The organism is Streptomyces sp. NPDC089424, assembly GCF_044749345.1.
Lineage (GTDB): Bacteria > Actinomycetota > Actinomycetes > Streptomycetales > Streptomycetaceae > Streptomyces.
On the sequence record NZ_JBIVHU010000001.1, the window covers coordinates 170670 to 190425 of the forward strand.

The window sequence follows — 19756 nt, forward strand, 5'->3', positions numbered from 1 at the left end:
GCGAAGTCCTAGGGTGAGCCGGGCGCAGCAGCCGACACCGTCCTCGCGAGCCGCGTCCCACCACGACGGCAACGGCTGCCCCGTCACCGCGAGGTGACCCGCCCTCAGTTCGTGCAGCGCACTGTCCGTCCCGAGGAAGGACACGGTCATGCCGCACAATCCCCCCTCGTTCGCCGGCCGCCCCGTCGTCAGCCGCCGCCGGCTTCTGGAGTCGGGCGCCGCCGTGTTCGGCGCGCTCGCCCTGTCCTCGCCCCCCGCCGCCGCGTACGGCGCCCCGCGCGACGCGGCGCAGGCCGGGCCGCCCGAGTGGAACGGCCACATCGACCTGTTCCGGCTCGGGACCGAGCCCCCGCACACCACCCTCATGCCCTACGCGGACGTGGCGCAGGCCCTGGCCGCCGACCGCAGCCGCTCGCCCTACCGGCTGAGCCTCGACGGCACCTGGAGATTCGCCTACGCCGACCGCCCCGACGACCGGGACCCCGACTTCCACCGCACCGACGTCGACGACTCCGCCTGGGACACCGTCCCGGTCCCCTCCTGCTGGCAACTGCACGGCTACGACTCCCCGATCTACATCAACATCACCTACCCCTGGTGGGGCCCCAACGGCCGGGGCGAGGACGCGCAGCCCCCGGCCGCCCCCACCCGCCACAACCCCGTCGGCCAGTACCGGCGTACGTTCACCGTGCCCCGCTCCTGGTCGGGGCGGCGGACCTTCCTGCACTTCGAGGGCGTCAAGTCGGCGCACTACGTGTGGATCAACGGGGAGCTGGTGGGCTACCACGAGGACTCCTACACGCCCGCCGAGTACGACGTCACCGAGCACCTGAGGCCCGGCACCAACCAGATCGCGGTGGAGGTCTACCGCTACTCCGACGGGGACTGGCTGGAGGACCAGGACATGATCCGGCTGAGCGGCATCTTCCGCTCGGTGCACCTCTACTCCACCCCGTCGGTGCACGTGCGCGACTTCCGTCTCGACACCCCGCTCGCCGACGACTTCGGCACCGCCGAACTGGCGGTCACCGCGCACGTGCGTGACTACGGCGGCGGCGGTGGGCACCACACCGTGGAGACCCAGCTGTACGACGCCGGCGGGCACCCGGTCTGGCCCCGGCCGCTCCGGCAGGAGACCGACGTACCGGCCGGCGAGGAGACGACCGTACGCGCCGCGCGTGCCGTGCCCGCGCCCCGGCTGTGGTCGGCCGAGGACCCGTACCTCTACACGGCCGTCCTGCGCCTGCGCGACCCGGCGGGCAAGGTCGTCGAGACGCTGTCGCACCGGGTGGGCCTGCGCGAGTTCGCGCTCAAGGACGGCCTGATGCGCATCAACGGCAAGCCGGTGTCCCTGCGCGGCACCAACCGGCACGAGATGCACCCCGACCGCGGCATGGCGCTCACCCGCGCCGACCTCGCCCGGGACATCGAGGTGATCAAGCGGCTGAACATCAACACGGTCCGCACCTCGCACTACCCCAACAACCCGCTGTGGCTGGAACTCGCCGACGAGTACGGCCTGTACCTCGTGGACGAGACCAACCTGGAGACCCACGGCATACGCGACGAGTACCCGGGTGACCACCCGGAATGGACGCGGGCCTGCCTGGCCCGCGCGCAGAACATGGTCCACCGCGACAAGAACCACGCCTGCGTGGTCATCTGGTCGCTCGGCAACGAGGCCGGCGGCGGCAGCACCTTCACCGCCATGCACGAGTGGATACGCTCCTACGACCCCACCCGTGTCATCCAGTACGAGGGCGACGACCGACCCGGCATCAGCGACATCCGCTCCCGGATGTACGAGAGCCCCCAGCGCGTCGAGGCGCGCGCCGAGGACGCGGACGACACCCGGCCGTACGTGATGATCGAGTACTCGCACGGGATGGGGAACTCCAACGGCAACTTCAAGAAGTACTGGGACGTCGTGCGCCGCCACGACGTCCTCCAGGGCGGCTGGATCTGGGACTTCGCCGACCAGGCGCTGACCTGGCCCACACCGGCCCGCACGCTGTTCACCGAGTCCGGGCCCGCCGCGCTGAGCGGCGAGCTCCTCGCCTCCGCAGGCACCTTCGACCGCGACAAGGGCCTCACCGGTGCCACCGTCTTCGCCCGCGACGACCGCCTCGACCTGACCGGATCGCTGACGCTGGAGGCCTGGATCACCCCGGGGGTGACGGGCGGTCACCAGCCCGTCCTCGCCAAGGGCGACACCCAGTACGCGCTGAAACAGACCGGGGAGAGCCTGGAGTTCTTCCTCCACTCCGACGGACAGTGGATCAGCGCGAGCTGGACCCTGCCGGGCGGCTGGAGCGGCCGCGAGCACCACATCGCCGGAGTCTTCGACGCGGACGCCGGCACCCTCGCCCTCCACGTCGACGGCGCCGTACGGGCGACCCGCACCACCGACCGGCGCCCCGCCAGCAACACCGCCCCGCTCGCGCTCGCCACCGACGTCGACCACCCGACCCGTGAGTTCAGCGGCACCGTGCGCCGCGCCCGCGTCTACGCCCGTGCCCTGAGCGCCGCCGAACTGGCCTCCGACGGCCGCGGCCCCGGCGACGACGGCGTGCGCTTCTGGTTCGACGCCGCCACCGTGCGCCGCACCGAACGGCGGCCCGCGCAGCGGACGTTCCTCGCCTACGGCGGGGACTGGGGGGACAACCCCAACGACGGGGCGTTCTCCGGCGACGGCATCGTCAGGGCCGACCGCGGCAGCACCGGCAAGGCCGTCGAGGTCAAGCAGATCTACCAGGCGATCGACGTCTCCGCCGCCCCCGGTGGTCCCGGCGCGGTCACCCTCACCAACGAGTACCTGTTCACCGGCCTGCGCGCGTTCGACGGCCACTGGACGCTCGTCGCCGACGGCACACCGGTCCAGCGCGGCCGGCTGAGCCGCGACCAGCTGGACGTCCCCCCGCTGAGCGGCAAGGACATCACCCTTCCGGTACGGCTGCCGGGCGACCCGGCGCCCGGCACGGAGTACTTCCTCCAGCTGTCCTTCACCACCAAGGAGCCCACCAGGTGGGCCGAGGCCGGCTTCGAGGTCGCAGGGCGGCAGCTCCCGCTCGACGTGCCCGTCCCCCCGGTCACCCCCGCGCCGCTGGACAGCGTTCCGGCGCTCACGTACGACGACGGCGCGCACGCGATCACCGTGACGGGCGAGGGGTTCTCCGTCACCGTCGACAAGGGCAGCGGCGTCATCACGTCGTACGAGGCCGCGGGCACCCGCCTGATCACCTCGGGGCCCGCGCCGAACTTCTGGCGGGCGCCCACGGACAACGACCGGGGCAACGGCCAGCACACCCGCAACGAGACCTGGCGGGACGCCGGCGCCCGGCGCGAGGTGACCGGAGTGCGCGTGCGCGCCCTGCGGGACCGGGCCGTGCGGATCGAGGTCACGGGCACCCTGCCCACGACGACCGAGTCGGCGTACACCACCACCTACACGGTGTTCGGCAACGGCGAGATCAAGGTCGACCACACCCTGCACCCGGGCGCGGCGAACCTGCCGTACCTGCCGGAGGTCGGCAGCCTGCTGGTGCTGCCACGGCGCCTGGACCGGCTGCGGTACTACGGCCGCGGCCCCGACGAGAACCACTGGGACCGCAACAACGGCACCGACGTCGGCGTGTACGACGGCACCGTCGCCGGCCAGTGGACGCCGTACCTGCGCCCGCAGGAGAACGGCAACCGGACCGACGTGCGCTGGGCGGCGCTGACCGGGCGGGACGGAGCGGGTCTGCTGGTCAGCGGGGAGCCGCTGCTGGAGGTCAACGCCTCCCACTTCACCCCGGAGGACCTGTCGTGCGGCAGGCGCCACGACTACCAGCTCACTCCCCGTGACGCGGTGGTGCTGCGGGTGAACCACCGGCAGATGGGCGTCGGCGGCGACGACAGCTGGGGCGCCCACACCCACGCCGAGTACAAGCTGCTCGCCGACCGCGACTACGCCTGGACCTACCGGCTGCGCCCGCTGCGCGACGTACGGGACGCGATGGCGCAGGCCCGCCGGCCGACGGGCACCGAGTAGCGCGAGCGCGGCGCCCGGCCAGGACACCGTCCGCGTGTCGGGCGCCGCACGTGGGAAACCCGTACGACCACAGGGCGAGAGGACGACGCCCTCGTGGCGGAAGGGGAGCACATGCGTTTCCGTGACCGTGCGCACGCCGGCCGGGAACTGGCCGGGCATCTGCGCATCCTCCAGGAGAAGGGGACACTCCCGGACCCCGTGGTCCTCGCCCTGCCCCGCGGCGGTGTCACCGTGGCCCGGGAGGTCGCGCCCGCGCTCGGCGCGCCGCTCGACGTCCTGGTGGTCCGCAAGATCGGGGCACCGTTCCACGAGGAGTTCGGCGTCGGGGCCCTCGCGGGCGACGAGCCCCCGTTCTTCGACCCCCGGGCCCTGGAGCAGATGGGCCTGAGCGAGGCCGAGCTGGCGCCGATCGTGGCCCGGGAGCGGACGGAGCTGCACCGCAGGGAGGAGCGGTACCGAAAGGACCGGCCGCCCGCAGAGCTGCGCGGACGTACCGCCATCCTCGTCGACGACGGACTGGCCACCGGGTCCACCGCGCGGGCCGCGGTGCGCGCGGTCCGTCACCGGGACCCCGAGCGGATCGTGGTCGCCGCGCCGGTCTGCTCGCACGAGGCCGCCGAGCTGCTGCGCGACGAGGCGGACGACGTGGTGTGCCTGCTGCGGCCGAGCCCGTTCCACGCGGTGGGCCTGTGGTACGAGGACTTCGAACAGCTGACGGACGAGGACGTGCTGGAGGCGCTGCACGGCAGCTGACCCGGCGGGCCCAGGAGGTCTTCATGAGCAGGCGGATACGTGACGTGATGTCCCCGGGCACCGCGTCGATCGAACCCATGGCGACGGTGGCCGTGGCGGCGCAGGTCATGCGCGACCAGGACATCGGCGACGTCCTCGTGGCGTACGGCCGGGACCTGTTCGGCGTGCTCACCGACCGGGACATCGCGGTACGGGCGGTCGCCGAGGCCCGCGACCCGCGCACCACCCCGGTCGGTTCGCTGTGCACGCGCCCGCCCGTGGTCACGGTGGCGCCGGACGACACGGTCGAGCGGGCCCTCACACTGATGCGCCAGTACGCCGTCCGCAGGCTGCCCGTCGTCGACCACGGCGGCCGTCCGGTCGGCATGGTCAGCCTCGGCGACCTCGCCACCACGGAGGACCCCCGCTCCGCACTGGCCGACATCAGCCGGGCCGCCCCCAACCACTGAGCCACCGCACCACGGAAGGCGGGCCGTCATGCCCCCTGAAGAGCCCCTGCCCGGGGAGCGGCCGGGCGCGCGGCACGCTCGCCGCACCGGCACCGAACCCCGCACCGCCCGCAGCCCGCTGCGCCTGCGCATGCTGCTCAACGCCGTCTTCCTGCCCGTGTTCGTGGTGGCGACGGTGCTGTTCGCCCTCTGGGCCGCGAACGCCTCGCCGTCCGGCGTCCCCGGTCCGGCGGCGCTGACCGGCCTCGCCGTCGCCTGCGGTGTGCTCGCCCTCGTCGCCGCCGTGGACGCGGTCGTCGTACGGCGTCGGATGCGGCAGGAACGGGACGGGCAGCCGACCTGAGACCGGCGCCGCGACGGACCGCGCCGGATCACGACCGAAAGGGACCTGACGCATGGACGAGCAGGACGAGCAGGACGAGCGCTTCGACGTCGTCGTTCTCGGAGCGGGCCCCGGCGGCTACGTCGCCGCCGTCCGCGCCGCGCAGCTGGGCAGAAGCGTCGCCGTGGTCGAGGAGAAGTACTGGGGCGGCGTCTGCCTGAACGTCGGCTGCATCCCCAGCAAGGCCCTCCTGCGCAACGCCGAGCTCGCCCACATCGTCACCCGTGAGGCCGGGACCTTCGGCATCAAGGTCGACGGCGAGGTCTCCTTCGACTACGGCGAGGCCTTCCGCCGCAGCCGCCGGGTCGCGGACGGCCGGGTCAAGGGCGTCCACTACCTGATGAAGAAGAACAAGATCAAGGAGTTCGACGGCCGCGGCATCTTCCTCGACCCCCACACCCTCCAGGTCACCGACTACGAGGGCACCACCCGCACCATCGGCTTCGAGAACTGCGTCATCGCCACCGGCGCCACCCCCAGGCTGCTCCCCGGCACCCGCCGCACCGCGCGCGTGGTGACGTACGAGGAGCAGATCCTCGCCGAGGACCTGCCGCGGTCGATCGTGGTCGCGGGTGCCGGGGCGATCGGCGTCGAGTTCGCCTACGTGCTGCACAACTACGGCGTGCAGGTCACCGTCGTCGAGTTCCTGGACCGCATCGCCCCCCTTGAGGACGCCGAGGTCTCGGCCGAGCTGGCCCGCCAGTACCGCAAGCTGGGCATCGACGTGCTGACCTCGACCCGCGTCGACGCCATCGACGAGTCCGGGCCGCAGGTCCGCGTCACGGTCACCGCCGAGGACGGCTCCCAGCAGGTGCTGGAGGCCGACAAGGTGCTCCAGGCCATCGGCTTCGCGCCCAACGTCACCGGCTACGGTCTGGAGAACACCGGTGTCCGCGTCGGCGAGCGCGGCGCGATCGAGATCGACGGCCGCTGCCGCACCTCCGTGCCGCACCTCTACGCCATCGGCGACGTCACCGCCAAGCTCATGCTCGCGCACGCCGCCGAGGCCATGGGCATCGTCGCCGCCGAGACGCTCGCGGACGCCGAGACCATGGAACTCGACTACGCGATGATCCCGCGCGCCACCTACTGCCGGCCGCAGGTCGCGAGCTTCGGCTACACCGAGGAGCAGGCCCGGGAGCTCGGGCACGACGTCAAGGTGGTCAAGTTCCCGTTCACCGCCAACGCCAAGGCGCACGGCCTCGGCGACGCCTCCGGCTTCGTGAAGCTGATCAGCGACACCCGGTACGGCGAGCTGATCGGCGGCCACCTCATCGGCCCGGACGTCACCGAACTGCTGCCCGAGCTGACCCTGGCCCAGCAGTGGGACCTGACCGTCCACGAGCTCGCGCGCAACGTACACGCGCACCCGACGCTCGGCGAGGCGGTCAAGGAGGCGCTGCACGGGCTCGCCGGCCACATGATCAACATGTGAGCCGTATGCCCGTTCCCGCAGGTGGCGGCCCCTTTCCGCCGGAACGCCGACGTACCGGGTGTCACCCGACCGGCGTAGTCGAGATGGCGGCACCCGGGCGGCGCCCCGACGCTGGAAGTCACCCGCACGGGGACACCTGCACGGGGACACCCGCACGGGGACACCTGCACGGGGACATCGACACGGGGACGGAAGGGACGGCCGCCATGGCTCAGCACGCTGCACATCCGACGGGAAGCCCGCACACCGCGCCGACGGAGCGCCGCGAGGGATGGGTGACCGGGGGCGTCACGTTCGCCGGTGTGCTGATGTTGTGCGCCGGTGTGCTGGCGGTGCTCCAGGGCATCGCGGCGATCGCCGAGGACAACGTCTACGCCCGCGTCGGCACCTACGTCTACGAGATCAACCTCACCGGCTGGGGCTGGATCCACCTGGTCCTCGGCGTCCTGGTGGCGATCACCGGCTGGGGCCTGCTGGTCGGCCAGTCCTGGGCGCGCTACACCGGTATCGCCCTGGCCGCGATCAGCCTGATCCTGCAGTTCATCTTCCTGCCGTACCAGCCCGTCTGGTCGGTCGTGATGATGGCGATCGACGTCTTCATCATCTGGGCGCTGTCCACCTGGCGGGAGGAGCCGGCCGCCACCCGCTGACGTCCGCGCGGCGCGCGGGGCGGTTCCCCTCGGGAGCCGCCCCGCTCGGCTGCCGTGCGGCGCGGAGCCCGGCGGCGCGTGAGGCGCTACTCGGTGGTGTCGCTGATGCCCAGCCGCAGATGCTCCACGTGGTACACGGCCTGGTCGAGGAGCTCCGCGACATGGTCGTCGTGCAACGCGTAGACCACCGACCGGCCGCGGCGCTCGCCGACCACCAGCCCGAGATTGCGCAGCAGCCGCAGCTGGTGCGAGCAGGCCGACTGCTCCATGCCCACCTCGGCGGCCAGCTCCGTCGCGGGCAGGGGGCCCTCGCGCAGCCGCGCCAGGATCAGCAGCCTGGACGGCGTGGACAGGGCCTGGAGTGTGGTGGCCACCTTGGCGACGTTGCCCTCGTCCAGGCGGAGACGCTCGGTGGCTGAGGTGGCGGCGGCTCCATGACCCATGAGCGGCATCCTACCCGTCACATATGAACGCATGAATGAGTCTTCATGTATTCCTGTATGGTGTGCGGCGTGTCAGCGACTCTCGCGCCGCAAGCGGCGTCCTCCGCCCCCTCCCCGACGGCACCCCGCCGCCGCACCCGCCTCCTCGCCCTGCCCGAGGCCCGCTGGGCGCTGGCCGCACTGGTGGCCTTCCTGCTGGGCCTCGCCCTGGACCTGGGCGCCGCCCCCGCCTGGGCCTTCGGTCCGCCCTATGCCGTCGCCTACGTCGCCGGCGGCTGGGAGCCCGCGCTGGAGGGCCTGCGCGCGCTGCGCCGCAAGAGCCTCGACGTCGACCTGCTCATGATCGTCGCGGCGCTGGGCGCGGCGGCGATCGGGCAGGTCCGCGACGGGGCCCTGCTGATCGTCATCTTCGCCACGTCCGGCGCGCTGGAGGCGCTGGCCACCGCCCGCACGGCCGACTCCGTGCGCGGGCTGCTCGACCTCGCCCCCGCCACCGCGACCCGGCTCACCGCGGACGGGCGCGAGGAGACCGTGCCGGCCTCGCGGCTCGCCGTGGGCGACGTGCTGCTGATCCGGCCGGGGGAGCGGATCGGCGCCGACGGCCAGGTGCTGGACGGCATCAGCGAGGCCGACCAGGCGAGCATCACCGGCGAGCCCCTGCCGGTCCTCAAGCGCCCCGGCGACGAGGTCTTCGCGGGCACCCTCAACGGCACCGGCGCGTTGCGCGTCCGGGTGGAGCGCGACCCCGCCGACTCGGTGATCGCCCGGATCGTGACACTGGTCGAGGAGGCGTCCCGCACCAAGGCGCCGACACAGCTGTTCATCGAGAAGGTCGAACAGCGCTACGCGGTGGGCGTGGTGGCCGCGACGCTCGCCGTGTTCGCCGTGCCGCTCGCCTTCGGCGCCGGCCTCACGGACGCGTTGCTGCGGGCCATGACCTTCATGATCGTCGCCTCGCCGTGCGCGGTCGTCCTCGCGACCATGCCGCCGCTGCTGTCGGCGATCGCCAACGCCGGGCGGCACGGAGTGCTGGTCAAGTCGGCGGTGGCGATGGAGCGGCTCGGGGAGATCGACACCGCGGCACTCGACAAGACGGGCACCCTGACCGAGGGCGCGCCCGAGGTGACGGAGGTACGGCCGCTGCCGGGCTCCGGGCTCGACGCGGACGGGCTGCTCGCGCTGGCCGCGGCCGCCGAGCACCCCAGCGAGCATCCGCTGGCGCGGGCCATCGTCGCCGCGGCCCGGGGCAGGGGGCTGTCGCCGGCCACCGCCGACGCCTTCACCGCCCGGCCGGGCCGGGGCGTCACCGCCACCGTGGACGGGCACGAGGTGCGCGTCGGCCGCGCACGGGAAGACGCGGGCCACGACGACGGCCTCACCGTCGTCCAGGTGGACCGCGACGGCACCCCGGTGGGCACCCTGGCCCTCACCGACCGCCTGCGGGCCGGCGCCCCCGCGACCACCGCCGCCCTCACCGCGCTGACCGGCACCCCGCCCGTCCTGCTCACCGGCGACAACGCGCACACCGCCGCCCGCGTCGCCGAGGCCACCGGCCTCACCGACGTCCGCGCGGACCTCTTTCCCGAGGACAAGGTGAAGGCCGTACGGGAGCTGCAGGACGCCGGGCGCAAGGTGCTGTTCGTGGGAGACGGCGTCAACGACGCGCCCGCGCTCGCCGCCGCGCACTCCGGCGTGGCGATGGGGCGCGCCGGCGCCGACCTCGCGCTGGAGACGGCGGACGCGGTCGTCGTGCGCGACGAGCTCGCCACCGTCCCGGCGGTCGTGCGGCTGTCCCGGTCGGCCCGCCGGCTCGTCGTGCAGAACCTGGTCGTCGCGGGTGCGTTCATCACCGTGCTGGTCGTCTGGGACCTGGCCGGGCATCTGCCGCTGCCGCTCGGCGTCGCCGGGCACGAGGGCTCCACCGTGCTGGTCGGCCTGAACGGGCTGCGCCTGCTGCGCGAGTCCGCATGGCGATCCGGGCAGGTCCAGGACAGCGAAGGTTGATGTCGGATTCTCGCCAGCCCTCGGGCGCCCGGTGCACGATGCTGGAGGCATGCAGAAGGGGATGCACATCGACACCGAGCGCTGTCTGCGGGCCGTCCGGTCCAAGGACGCGCGCTTCGACGGCTGGTTCTTCACCGCCGTCCTGACCACCGGCATCTACTGCCGGCCGAGCTGCCCGGTGGTGCCGCCCAAGCCGGAGAACATGGTGTTCCACCCGAGCGCGGCGGCCTGCCAGCAGGCCGGGTTCCGGGCGTGCAAGCGCTGCCGCCCGGACACCAGCCCCGGCTCACCGGAGTGGAACCGCCGCGCCGACCTGGTCGCCCGCGCCATGCGGCTGATCGCCGACGGCGTGGTGGACCGCGAAGGCGTCCCCGGTCTCGCCGCCCGGCTCGGCTACAGCGCCCGGCAGATCGAACGCGAGCTGCTCGCCGAACTCGGCGCCGGTCCGCTCGCCCTCGCCCGCGCCCAGCGCGCCCAGACCGCACGGCTGCTCGTCGAGACGACCGCGCTGCCCATGGCCCAGATCGCCTTCGCGGCCGGATTCGCCTCCGTGCGCACCTTCAACGACACCGTCCGCGAGGTCTACGCCCTCACCCCCAGCGACCTGCGCGCGCGGGTACCCGAGGGACGCAAGTCGGCCACGCCGGGCGCCCTGTCCCTGCGGCTCCCGTTCCGCGCCCCCCTCAACCCCGACAACCTCTTCGGCCACCTCGCCGCCACCGCCGTACCCGGCGTGGAGGAGTGGCGGGACGGCGCCTACCGGCGCACGCTCCGCCTCCCCTACGGGCACGGCGTCGTCGCGCTCACCCCGCACGCCGACCACATCGCCTGCCGCCTCACCCTCGGCGACCTGCGCGACCTGCCCGTCGCCATCAGCCGTTGCCGCCGGATGCTCGACCTGGACGCGGACCCGGTCGCGGTCGACGACCAATTGCGAGCCGATCCGGTGCTGGCGCCGCTGGTGGACAAGGCGCCCGGCCGACGGGTGCCGCGCACGGTCGACGAGGCCGAGTTCGCCGTACGGGCGGTGCTCGGGCAGCAGGTCTCCACGGCCGCCGCCCGCACCCACGCCGCCCGGCTGGTGACGGCGCACGGCGAGCCGGTCGAGGACGCGGAAGGCGGCCTCACCCGTCTCTTCCCGTCGCCCGAGGCGCTGGCGGCCGTCGACCCCGAGTCGCTCGCCATGCCGCGCACCCGCCGTACGACCTTCACCACGCTCGTCGGCCGGCTCGCCGACGGCTCGCTGCGTCTGGGCGTGGAGAGCGACTGGCCGCAGGCCCGCGCCCGGCTGCTGGCCCTGCCGGGCTTCGGCCCCTGGACGGCCGACGTCATCGCGATGCGGGCCCTCGGTGATCCCGACGCCTTCCTCCCCACCGACCTCGGCATCCGCCGCGCGGCACGGGAGCTGGGCCTGCCGTCCACCCCGGCCGCGCTCACGGCGCGTGCGAGCGCCTGGCGCCCCTGGCGGGCGTACGCGGTCCAGTACCTGTGGGCGACCGACAGCCACCCGATCAACTTCCTTCCCGTGTAGGCACCTGCGCGAGAACACGTACGAGGACGCCCGATGCGACAGCACACAGTCATCGACAGCCCCTACGGCCCGCTCACCCTCGTCGCCGACGACGGCGTCCTGAGCGGCCTCTACATGACCGGCCAGCGCCATCGCCCGGGGGAGGAGACCTTCGGCGGGCGTGACGAGACGCCCTTCGGCGAGACCGTCGAGCAGCTCATGGCCTATTTCGACGGCGAGTTGGAGCACTTCACCGTGGCGCTGCGCCTGAACGGCACGCCGTTCCAGCGCTCCGTCTGGGACCAACTGCGCCGCATCCCCTACGGCGAGACCCGTTCGTACGGCGAACTGGCCGTGGCCCTCGGCAATCCCCAAGCCTCCCGCGCGGTCGGCCTCGCCAACGGCAGGAACCCCGTCGGCATCATCGTGCCCTGCCACCGGGTGATCGGCGCCGCCGGCGGCCTCACCGGCTACGGCGGCGGACTGGAACGCAAGCAGCGCCTGCTGGACTTCGAACGCGGCGCGGCACTGTTCTAGGGCCCGTCAGAGCCCGTCCGGCAAGCGCCGGCCCTGGCCGGCGAGGTCCCGCAGCAGACGCGGGAGCGCGGTGCCGATCGGCTCCCGCACCACCTCGTCGGCCCGTTCGTCGTACGGGGTCGGCTCGGCGTTGACGATGACGAGCCGTGCCCCGTGGTCGGCGGCGACGCCCGCGAGCCCGGCGGCGGGCTGCACCTGGAGGCTGCTGCCGACCGCGAGGAACACCTGGCAGGCCTTGGTGATCGCGACGGCCTCGCCGAGGACGACCGGGTCGAGCCGCTCGCCGAACATGACCGTCGCCGACTTGAGGATCCCCCCGCACTCCCGGCACGGCGGATCGTCCTCACCGGCCTCGACCCGGGCGAGCGCGTCCGCCATGGAGCCCCGCGCGTGGCACCCGGTGCACACCACGCCGCGTGCGCTGCCGTGCAGTTCGAGCACCTTGCGGGCGGGCATCCCGGCGAGCTGGTGCAGCCCGTCCACGTTCTGCGTGATCACCGGCACCGGGATCCCGGACTTCTCCAGCGCGGCGACGGCCAGGTGCGCGGCGTTGGGCCCGGACGTCAGCGCCTCGGCCCGGCGCCGCATCTGCCAGGAGCGCCGGCGGATCTCCGGATCGCCCATGTAGTACTCGTAGGTCACCAGCTTCTCGGCCTCGGGATCCCGGCGCCACAGCCCGTTCGGGCCGCGGTAGTCGGGGATGCCGGAGTCGGTGGAGATGCCGGCGCCGCTGAGGAGGGCGACGAGGGGCCTGTTCATGCGGTCGAGGGTAGGGCGGGGCGAGGGGGACGGCGAACGGATATACGAGTCGGCGGGGGCCGGCCGCTGCTACTGTCCGCCCATGGCCAAGGTCAATGTCTCGCTCGACGCCGAACTCGTCGTCGAGGCCATGGTGCTCGCGGGGGTCGGCAGCCCGCAGGACGCGGTGGAACTCGTCCTGCGCGACTACATCGAGCGCGGCCACCGCACGGAGGCCAGGACCGCCGAGCGGGACGAGGCGCTCCGCGAGGTGGACGCCGAGCCGCGTGACGTGCAGGGCTGAACCGGCGGCCCCCGCCGCCCGCGTTTCGCGACGGATCAGCCGGCGGCGTGGCCGTTCTCCAGCTCGACCGTGTCCGAGCCGTTCTCCAGGGCGTCCAGGGCGGCGAGGACACGGCGGCCCGTGGCGCCGGGCAGGCGCTCGGGGAGCTCTTCGGGGGCGACGAACCGCCACGACAGGAGCTCCTCCTCCTGCAGCCGGATCGCCTTGATGTCCTCCTCGCCGAGGACGCCGCCGTCGTAGAGATACGCCACCAGCGGCGGGCGGGCGGTGCCGTGCACCCAGTCGACGGCGAGCAGGCGCCCGAGCTCGCGGTCCAGGCCGATCTCCTCCGCGGTCTCACGGCGCGCACCCTGCCGGGGGGTCTCGCCGTCGTCGGACTCGATCGTGCCGCCCGGCAGCGCCCAGCCCTCTCGGTAGTTCGGCTCGACGAGCAGCACACGGCCCTCGGCGTCCCGGAAGAGCGTGGCGGCACCGGCGAGGACGCGCGGCAGGCTCGCGATGTACGTGGCGAAGTCAGGAGTGGTCACCCTGGCAAGGGTAACCAGCGCCCAGGGCGCCCTTCCCCGGCGCACAATCCCCCCCGCCCCCCACCCCCGCGCCCCCCGGCGCCTAGCCGTCCGTCCGGGCCAGTCGGAGGGTGCGCTCCGCCAGTTCGGTGATGTGGATTCCGTCGAAGCCGAAGACCGCGCTGCGTACCGTGTCCTCCAGGGGTTCCTTCCACTGGTCCGGGATCGCGTCCGCGCCGGTCAGGACGCCGGCCACCGAGCCCGCCGTGGCGCCGTTGGAGTCGGTGTCCAGGCCGCCCCGTACGGTCAGGGCGATGGTCCGGGTGAAGTCGCCGTCGCCGTACAGCAGCCCGGCGGTGAGCACCGCGGCGTTCGGGACCGTGTGGATCCAGCCGAGCCCCGCCGTCTCCTCGCCCACCGTGGTGAGCGTGTCCTCCCACGTCATCCGGGTCTCGTGCAGCGACATCACCCGCCGGACCGTGCGTGCCAGCCGGCTGCTCGCCGGGACCACGCCGAGCGCCTCGTCCAGCGCCTGCCGCACGGTGGACACGGTGAACGCGGCAGAGACCAGCGCCGCCGCCCACATGGCGCCGTAGACACCGTTCCCGGTGTGCGAGAGCACCGCGTCCCGGCGGGCCAGCCCGGCCGCCCGCCGGGGCTCACCGGGACAGGTCCAGCCGTAGATGTCGGCGCGGATCAGGGCGCCGATCCACTCCTGGTAGGGGTTCTCGTACGTCGCCGTGAGCGGCGGCTTCAGACCGCTCGCCAGGTTCCGGTACGCCGCCCGCTCGGCCGTGAAGGTCTGCAGGTACGGCAGCCGCAGCAGCCACAGGTCGCCGACCTGCTCGGTGCTGAACCCGAAGCCGTGGGTCTCCAGCAGGTGCAGTCCGAGGATCGCGTAGTCGACGTCGTCGTCCCGGCAACTGCCGTGGATACGGCCCCGGACGCACTGTCGCCACTCCGGGCGCAGTTCGGGCCCGGTCCCGCCGGGCGGCGGCTCGGGGATGTAGTCGGTCAGGGGCAGGGCGGAGGCCTGCCGCAGGTAGTCGTCGATACGGTGCCGCGTCCACAGGTCGCCCTGCTCGACCGGTTTGCCCAGCATGTTGCCGGCGATCCGGCCCAGCCAGCCCCCCAGGACGCGGTCGGCGAGCTCTGGCTCGGTGCCCTCAGGGGTCATAGCTCCGGTCTACCCACTTCCGGCCACCGCCACGGCGCCCGCGCGGGCGTCCCGCGGACCGGGCGGGGCATGACGGCGGGGGCGTCCTGCGGTTAAGGTCGCAGCGGCGCGACTGGCCCTGACGTGCGCGGGGCCCGGAAAGCGAGGGGAAGACAAGGTGGCTGACGCTGTGAACGGTGCCCGTGGGGTGCTCATCGCCGCGGACAAGTTCAAGGGGTCGCTGACGGCCGTGCAGGTCGCCGAGCGGGTGACGGCCGGGCTGCGCCGCGTCGTGCCGGACCTCGCCGTGGAGGCGCTGCCGGTGGCCGACGGCGGCGACGGGACCGTGGACGCGGCGGTCGCGGCCGGCTTCGAGCGGCGTGCGGTGCGGGTCGCGGGCCCCCTCGGGGACCAGGTGACGGCCGCCTTCGCGCTGCGCGGCGACACCGCGGTCGTCGAGATGGCCGAGGCGAGCGGACTCCAGCGGCTGCCGGCCGGGGTCTTCGCACCTCTGACGGCCTCCACGTACGGCTCGGGCGAGCTGCTGCGGGCCGCCCTCGACGCCGGGGCACGCACGATCGTCTTCGGGGTCGGCGGCAGCGCGACCACCGACGGCGGCGCGGGCATGCTGTCCGCGCTCGGGGCGCGCTTCGCGAAGGCGGACGGGGAGCCGGTGACCCCGGGCGGCGGCGGGCTCGCCGAGCTGGCGTCGGCCGACCTGTCGGGACTTGACGCGCGGCTCTCCTCGGTGGAACTGGTGCTGGCCAGCGACGTCGACAACCCGCTGACCGGCCCGAAGGGCGCGCCCGCGGTGTACGGACCGCAGAAGGGGGCGTCCCCGGACGACGTGGCGGCGCTGGACGCGGCGCTGGCGCACTTCGCACAGGTGCTGGAGCGGACCGTGGGTCCCACGGCCGGCGAGTACGCCGCGGCGCCCGGCGCCGGCGCGGCGGGCGGCATCGGGTACGGCGCCATGCTGCTCGGCGCCCGTTTCCGGCCCGGCATCGAGGTCATGCTCGACGTGCTGGGCTTCGCGCCCGCCCTGGAGCGTGCGCACCTGGTGATCACCGGTGAGGGGTCCCTGGACGAGCAGACCCTGCACGGCAAGGCCCCCGCGGGCGTCGCGGCGGCCGCGCGTGCGGCGGGCAAGGACGTCGTCGCGGTGTGCGGGCGGCTCGCGCTCACGCCCGAGGCGCTGGAGCGCGCGGGCATCCGGCGGGCGTACCCGCTGACCGAGATCGAGCCGGACGTGGCGAAGTGCATCGCGGACGCCGGCCCGATCCTGGAGCGCACGGCGGAACGCGTCGCGCGGGACCACCTGGCCTGAGCGCCGCCCGCCGGCCCGCTCCCCTGGGGCGGCGGCACGGGCGCCGGGTCACCCGCCCGGCGCGCTCCCGATCCCGTCCAGCCGGGCCATGGTCTCCGGCGGCAGCTCCAGCTCCGCCGCGGCCAGGTTCTCGCGCAGATGGGACACCGACGACGTACCCGGGATCACGGCGATCGCCGGGGAGCGGTGCAGGAGCCAGGCCAGGGCGACCTGCTGCGCGGAGGCACCGAGCGCCGCGGCCACCTCGTCCAGGGTCCTCGACTGGAGCGGGTCGAAGCCGCCCAGCGGGAAGTACGGGACGAAGACGACGCCGTCGGCCTCGCACCGCCTCAGCAGGGCCTCGTCCTGGCGGTTGGCCAGGTTGTAGAGGTTCTGCACGGTGACCACGGGGGCGATGCCCTGTGCCTCGGTGAGCTGCCGGGCCGACGCGCAGCTCAGGCCGAGGTGCCGGATCAGGCCCTCGCCGCGCAGTTCCGCCAGCGCCCCGAACTGCTCGGCGACCGGGTCGTCGTTCGGGGTGTCGTGCGCTCCGAGGCGCAGGTTCACGACGTCCAGCACGTCGAGCCCGAGGTGCTCCAGGTTCTCGTGCACCTGCTTCTTCAGGTCCCCGGGATCGCGCGAGACGAGCCAGCTCCCGCCGGGGCCGCGCCGGGCCCCCACCTTGGTGACGATGTGCAGGCCGGCCGGGTAGGGGTGCAGCGCCTCCTTGATCAGTTCGTTGACGACGGCGGGGCCGTAGAAGTCGGCCGTGTCCAGGTGCGTGACGCCTGCCTCGACCGCGGCCCGCAGCACGGCCAGGGCCTCGGCGCGGTCCCTCGGCGGGCCGGACACGTTCGGTCCGGCCAGTTGCATGGCGCCGTAGCCGACGCGGGTCAGCGTCAGACCCTCGGCGGGTGTGACGGTGCCGCCAGGTGTTGCAGACATGTCGTACCTCTCGGGAGCGGTTCCTGTGCGGTGCACGGCGCGGAGCCCGTACTCCACGAGACTGCGGCCCGCTCGCCCCGCCGCGGCAGTACCACGCCGTTCCTGGGAGTGACAGGGACAGGCACCGTGCGGCCACCCGCCCGTACGGTGGACGCATGGACCGGACCCACGCCCTCGGCGACTTCCTGCGTGCCCGCCGGGCACTGGTGCGCCCCGAGGACGCGGGGCTGCCGGGCGGCGGACTGCGCAGGGTCCCGGGGCTGCGCCGCGAGGAGGTCGCGCTGCTCGCGGGGATCAGCGCGGACTACTACCTGCGCCTGGAGCAGGGCCGCGACCGCAACCCCTCCGCACAGGTACTTCAGGCCCTCGCCCGGGTCCTGCGGCTCGACGACGCCGGCACCGCCCACCTCCTCGGCCTCGCCCAGCCCTCCCGGCCCGTCGCCCGCCCGCCCGAGACCGTGCCGGCCGGCATCCTGCAGCTGATCGGCGGCTGGCCGCGGCACCCCGCCTACGTGCAGAACCGGTTCACCGACGTCCTCGCCGCCAACCCGCTCGCCACCGCTCTCTCGCCGAACTACGCCCCCGGCGTCAACCTCCTGCGCGCCGTCTTCCTGGACCCCGCCGAGCGCGCGCTGCGCCGGGACTGGGAGGAGCTCACCGAGGAGGGTGTCGCCGTCCTGCGCACCCATGTGGGGCCGGACGTGGACGATCCCCGGCTCCAGCACCTGGTGGGAGAGCTGTCCGTGCGCAGCGAGCGCTTCCGGCGGCTCTGGGGCCGCCACGACGTCCGGCCCCACCGCGGACGCGTCAGCCGACTGCGCCATCCGCAGGTGGGCGACCTGGACCTGCACTCGGACAAGCTCGTCCTCGACGGCGAGGACGCGCTGATCCTGGTCGTCTTCCACGCCGAGCCGGGCGGCCGCAGCGCGGAGCTGCTGGACATCCTCGGCAGCCTCAGCGCCCCGCACGAGGACAGGCCCGCGCACCAGCCGACCCGGGAACAGTGAGCGGCTGCCCGGGACCGACGGGAACGAAGAAGGGCCCCGAACCTCAGGGGTTCGGGGCCCTTGCTCCACGGATCTCCACGGATCACCGTGCTCCGGCGGCTACGGCAGCTGCGCCGCCCGCGCCTCGCGCCGGTTGTCGCGGAAGTTGTTCACCCGGCGGGCCGTGGCGAACAGCGGGATCACCGCGCCCATGACCAGCTGGAGCGCACAGCCCGTCTGGAGCAGCAGCTGCCCGCCGGGGGCGCCGAAGGCCCAGGCCACCAGCAGCCCCATGCTGAGCACGATCCAGGCGAGCATCGCGCCGGCGAGGCGGCCCCGCGGCTTCGGGTACTCGACGCGGCTCACCATCAGCCACGCGGTGCCGAGGATCGCCAGCAGCGTCGCCGCGAAGGGCAGCTCCAGGAGCACGATCGCGACGACCGTCAGCGCCCCGAAGGGGCTGGGCATGCCCTGGAACATGCCGTTGGTCGGCGTCACACAGGAGAATCTGGCCAGCCTGAGCACCACGGCCAGCAGGACGACGATCGCGCCGACCGCCGCCACCCGCTGGTGCGCGTCGTCGGCGACCATCCCGTAGACCAGGACGAAGTACGCCGGTGCCAGGCCGAAGCTGATCAGGTCCGACAGGTTGTCCAGCTCGGCGCCCATGGGGGAGGAGCGCAGCTTGCGCGCGACCAGGCCGTCGAACAGGTCGAAGACGGCCGCGCAGAGCATCAGGATGACCGCCGTGGCCGCGCTGTGGCGGGCCATGCCGGTCTCCTGGCTGCCCGTGAGGTGCGGGATCAGGATGCCGGTGGTGGTGAAGTACACCGCCATGAAGCCGCACGTGGCGTTGCCGAGGGTGAGGGTGTCCGCTATCGAGAGGCGGAGAGAGAGCGGCATCTCCTCCTCGTCGTCGGACTCCTCGGCCTCGGGCACCCAGCCCGCCTGGGTCTCCGGGTCAATCACGGTCAATTCGAGTCACCCCAGCCACGGTCTTCTGACCGACCTCGACCGCGACCTCCACGCCCTCCGGCAGGTAGAGGTCCACGCGCGAGCCGAAGCGGATCAGTCCGATCCGGTCGCCCTGCTCGACCTTCGTGCCCTCGGGCACGTAAGGCACGATACGCCGGGCGACGGCGCCGGCGATCTGGATCATCTCGATGTCGCCGAGCTCGGTGTCGAAGTGCCACACGACCCGCTCGTTGTTCTCGCTCTCCTTGTTGAAAGCGGGAACGAATCCACCCGGGACGTGCTCGACCGACGTCACGGTGCCGGCCAGGGGGGCGCGGTTCACGTGGACGTTCAGCGGGCTCATGAAGATCGCGACGCGGGTACGTCCGTCCTTCCACGGCATGATGCTCTGCACCACACCGTCGGCCGGCGAGATGACCCGGCCCTGGGCGATCTCACGCTCGGGGTCGCGGAAGAACCACAGCATCCCCGCCGCGAGCGCGGTGGCGGGGACGGCCACGGCCTTCGCGGCGCCGGAGCGGCGGGCGCGGGCCAGGCTGAGGGCAGCGGTGGCGACGGTCGGCAGGAGCCACGGCGATGCTCCGCGCGCGAGGCGTACGCCGACCAGGCTGTCGCGAGGTGCAGAGGTTTGGCTGTGGGGCATG

19 protein-coding genes are annotated in these 19756 nt (G+C 73.5%); 12 read left to right on the forward strand and 7 right to left on the reverse strand.

Going from position 1 to position 19756, the window contains the following annotated elements; translation table 11 throughout:
* Positions 1-148: 148 nt before the first annotated feature.
* The 6 genes from ACIP2X_RS00740 (at position 149) to ACIP2X_RS00765 (ending at position 7702) form a co-directional block, all read left to right on the forward strand.
* Positions 149-4033 carry a glycoside hydrolase family 2 TIM barrel-domain containing protein gene (locus ACIP2X_RS00740; protein ID WP_401665641.1) on the forward strand — a complete coding sequence of 1295 codons (3885 nt, stop codon included), beginning with the start codon at positions 149-151 and terminating at the stop codon, positions 4031-4033.
* Positions 4034-4144: 111 nt separating this feature from the next.
* On the forward strand, positions 4145-4786 hold the full coding sequence (locus ACIP2X_RS00745; RefSeq protein WP_401665644.1) for a phosphoribosyltransferase: 642 nt from the start codon (positions 4145-4147) through the stop codon (positions 4784-4786).
* Between the two features lie 23 nt (positions 4787-4809).
* Positions 4810-5235 (forward strand): CBS domain-containing protein, encoded by a 426-nt coding sequence (locus ACIP2X_RS00750; RefSeq protein WP_401665647.1) that lies wholly within the window; start codon positions 4810-4812, stop codon positions 5233-5235.
* A gap of 28 nt (positions 5236-5263) precedes the next feature.
* Positions 5264-5578, forward strand: coding sequence for a DUF6343 family protein (locus ACIP2X_RS00755; RefSeq protein WP_401665650.1), 315 nt, complete (start codon positions 5264-5266; stop codon positions 5576-5578).
* 52 nt (positions 5579-5630) lie between these two features.
* Positions 5631-7052, forward strand: coding sequence for a dihydrolipoyl dehydrogenase (gene lpdA / locus ACIP2X_RS00760; protein WP_401665653.1), 1422 nt, complete (start codon positions 5631-5633; stop codon positions 7050-7052).
* 206 nt (positions 7053-7258) lie between these two features.
* A complete protein-coding gene (locus tag ACIP2X_RS00765; protein WP_401665656.1) occupies positions 7259-7702 on the forward strand; it encodes a hypothetical protein in 444 nt (147 codons plus the stop codon).
* 86 nt (positions 7703-7788) lie between these two features.
* Here the strand turns inward: ACIP2X_RS00765 and ACIP2X_RS00770 are convergent, their stop codons facing one another.
* On the reverse strand, positions 7789-8145 hold the full coding sequence (locus tag ACIP2X_RS00770; RefSeq protein WP_401665659.1) for an ArsR/SmtB family transcription factor: 357 nt from the start codon (positions 8143-8145) through the stop codon (positions 7789-7791).
* A 57-nt stretch (positions 8146-8202) separates the two neighbouring features.
* Here ACIP2X_RS00770 and ACIP2X_RS00775 point away from each other — a divergent pair, with 57 nt between their 5' ends.
* From ACIP2X_RS00775 to ACIP2X_RS00785, 3 genes are read left to right on the forward strand one after another with little or no spacing between them, the layout of a single operon-like run.
* On the forward strand, positions 8203-10149 hold the full coding sequence (locus ACIP2X_RS00775) for a heavy metal translocating P-type ATPase (RefSeq protein WP_401668763.1): 1947 nt from the start codon (positions 8203-8205) through the stop codon (positions 10147-10149).
* A gap of 49 nt (positions 10150-10198) precedes the next feature.
* Positions 10199-11680 (forward strand): AlkA N-terminal domain-containing protein, encoded by a 1482-nt coding sequence (locus tag ACIP2X_RS00780; RefSeq protein WP_401665662.1) that lies wholly within the window; start codon positions 10199-10201, stop codon positions 11678-11680.
* Between the two features lie 33 nt (positions 11681-11713).
* On the forward strand, positions 11714-12196 hold the full coding sequence (locus ACIP2X_RS00785) for a methylated-DNA--[protein]-cysteine S-methyltransferase (RefSeq protein WP_401665665.1): 483 nt from the start codon (positions 11714-11716) through the stop codon (positions 12194-12196).
* 6 nt (positions 12197-12202) lie between these two features.
* Here the strand turns inward: ACIP2X_RS00785 and ACIP2X_RS00790 are convergent, their stop codons facing one another.
* Entirely contained in the window at positions 12203-12955 is a 753-nt protein-coding gene (locus ACIP2X_RS00790; protein ID WP_401665668.1) for an SIR2 family NAD-dependent protein deacylase, read from the reverse strand.
* 82 nt (positions 12956-13037) lie between these two features.
* Between ACIP2X_RS00790 and ACIP2X_RS00795 the strand changes: the two genes are divergently transcribed.
* Positions 13038-13238 (forward strand): type II toxin-antitoxin system VapB family antitoxin, encoded by a 201-nt coding sequence (locus tag ACIP2X_RS00795; RefSeq protein ID WP_401665671.1) that lies wholly within the window; start codon positions 13038-13040, stop codon positions 13236-13238.
* Between the two features lie 35 nt (positions 13239-13273).
* Here ACIP2X_RS00795 and ACIP2X_RS00800 read toward each other — a convergent pair whose 3' ends face one another.
* Both ACIP2X_RS00800 and ACIP2X_RS00805 read right to left on the reverse strand, forming a co-directional pair.
* On the reverse strand, positions 13274-13765 hold the full coding sequence (locus ACIP2X_RS00800; RefSeq protein WP_401665674.1) for an NUDIX domain-containing protein: 492 nt from the start codon (positions 13763-13765) through the stop codon (positions 13274-13276).
* Between the two features lie 82 nt (positions 13766-13847).
* Positions 13848-14921: an ADP-ribosylglycohydrolase family protein gene (locus ACIP2X_RS00805; RefSeq protein ID WP_401665677.1), complete on the reverse strand. Its 1074-nt coding sequence runs from the start codon at positions 14919-14921 to the stop codon at positions 13848-13850.
* 169 nt (positions 14922-15090) lie between these two features.
* Here ACIP2X_RS00805 and ACIP2X_RS00810 point away from each other — a divergent pair, with 169 nt between their 5' ends.
* Complete coding sequence (locus tag ACIP2X_RS00810; RefSeq protein ID WP_401668765.1) at positions 15091-16227, forward strand: glycerate kinase; 1137 nt, start codon at positions 15091-15093, stop codon at positions 16225-16227.
* 48 nt (positions 16228-16275) lie between these two features.
* Here ACIP2X_RS00810 and ACIP2X_RS00815 read toward each other — a convergent pair whose 3' ends face one another.
* On the reverse strand, positions 16276-17151 hold the full coding sequence (locus ACIP2X_RS00815; protein WP_401665680.1) for an oxidoreductase: 876 nt from the start codon (positions 17149-17151) through the stop codon (positions 16276-16278).
* A gap of 155 nt (positions 17152-17306) precedes the next feature.
* Here ACIP2X_RS00815 and ACIP2X_RS00820 point away from each other — a divergent pair, with 155 nt between their 5' ends.
* Complete coding sequence (locus ACIP2X_RS00820; protein ID WP_401665683.1) at positions 17307-18158, forward strand: helix-turn-helix domain-containing protein; 852 nt, start codon at positions 17307-17309, stop codon at positions 18156-18158.
* A gap of 99 nt (positions 18159-18257) precedes the next feature.
* Here the strand turns inward: ACIP2X_RS00820 and pssA are convergent, their stop codons facing one another.
* Together pssA and ACIP2X_RS00830 are read right to left on the reverse strand one after the other, a co-directional pair.
* On the reverse strand, positions 18258-19112 hold the full coding sequence (gene pssA / locus ACIP2X_RS00825; RefSeq protein ID WP_401665686.1) for a CDP-diacylglycerol--serine O-phosphatidyltransferase: 855 nt from the start codon (positions 19110-19112) through the stop codon (positions 18258-18260).
* A complete protein-coding gene (locus ACIP2X_RS00830) occupies positions 19099-19755 on the reverse strand; it encodes a phosphatidylserine decarboxylase (protein ID WP_401665688.1) in 657 nt (218 codons plus the stop codon). The genes pssA and ACIP2X_RS00830 overlap by 14 nt, the downstream gene beginning before the upstream one ends.
* Position 19756: the final 1 nt, after the last annotated feature.

What these genes read in the sequence shown, in the direction of transcription:
- ACIP2X_RS00740 (WP_401665641.1), top strand. Translation starts at nt 149, where the DNA reads ATGCCGCACAATCCCCCCTCGTTCGCCGGCCGCCCCGTCGTCAGCCGC.
- ACIP2X_RS00745 (WP_401665644.1), top strand. Translation starts at nt 4,145, where the DNA reads ATGCGTTTCCGTGACCGTGCGCACGCCGGCCGGGAACTGGCCGGGCAT.
- ACIP2X_RS00750 (WP_401665647.1), top strand. Translation starts at nt 4,810, where the DNA reads ATGAGCAGGCGGATACGTGACGTGATGTCCCCGGGCACCGCGTCGATC.
- ACIP2X_RS00755 (WP_401665650.1), top strand. Translation starts at nt 5,264, where the DNA reads ATGCCCCCTGAAGAGCCCCTGCCCGGGGAGCGGCCGGGCGCGCGGCAC.
- lpdA (WP_401665653.1), top strand. Translation starts at nt 5,631, where the DNA reads ATGGACGAGCAGGACGAGCAGGACGAGCGCTTCGACGTCGTCGTTCTC.
- ACIP2X_RS00765 (WP_401665656.1), top strand. Translation starts at nt 7,259, where the DNA reads ATGGCTCAGCACGCTGCACATCCGACGGGAAGCCCGCACACCGCGCCG.
- ACIP2X_RS00770 (WP_401665659.1), bottom strand. Translation starts at nt 8,145, where the DNA reads ATGGGTCATGGAGCCGCCGCCACCTCAGCCACCGAGCGTCTCCGCCTG.
- ACIP2X_RS00775 (WP_401668763.1), top strand. Translation starts at nt 8,203, where the DNA reads ATGGTGTGCGGCGTGTCAGCGACTCTCGCGCCGCAAGCGGCGTCCTCC.
- ACIP2X_RS00780 (WP_401665662.1), top strand. Translation starts at nt 10,199, where the DNA reads ATGCAGAAGGGGATGCACATCGACACCGAGCGCTGTCTGCGGGCCGTC.
- ACIP2X_RS00785 (WP_401665665.1), top strand. Translation starts at nt 11,714, where the DNA reads ATGCGACAGCACACAGTCATCGACAGCCCCTACGGCCCGCTCACCCTC.
- ACIP2X_RS00790 (WP_401665668.1), bottom strand. Translation starts at nt 12,955, where the DNA reads ATGAACAGGCCCCTCGTCGCCCTCCTCAGCGGCGCCGGCATCTCCACC.
- ACIP2X_RS00795 (WP_401665671.1), top strand. Translation starts at nt 13,038, where the DNA reads ATGGCCAAGGTCAATGTCTCGCTCGACGCCGAACTCGTCGTCGAGGCC.
- ACIP2X_RS00805 (WP_401665677.1), bottom strand. Translation starts at nt 14,921, where the DNA reads ATGACCCCTGAGGGCACCGAGCCAGAGCTCGCCGACCGCGTCCTGGGG.
- ACIP2X_RS00815 (WP_401665680.1), bottom strand. Translation starts at nt 17,151, where the DNA reads ATGTCTGCAACACCTGGCGGCACCGTCACACCCGCCGAGGGTCTGACG.
- ACIP2X_RS00820 (WP_401665683.1), top strand. Translation starts at nt 17,307, where the DNA reads ATGGACCGGACCCACGCCCTCGGCGACTTCCTGCGTGCCCGCCGGGCA.
- ACIP2X_RS00830 (WP_401665688.1), bottom strand. Translation starts at nt 19,755, where the DNA reads ATGCCCCACAGCCAAACCTCTGCACCTCGCGACAGCCTGGTCGGCGTA.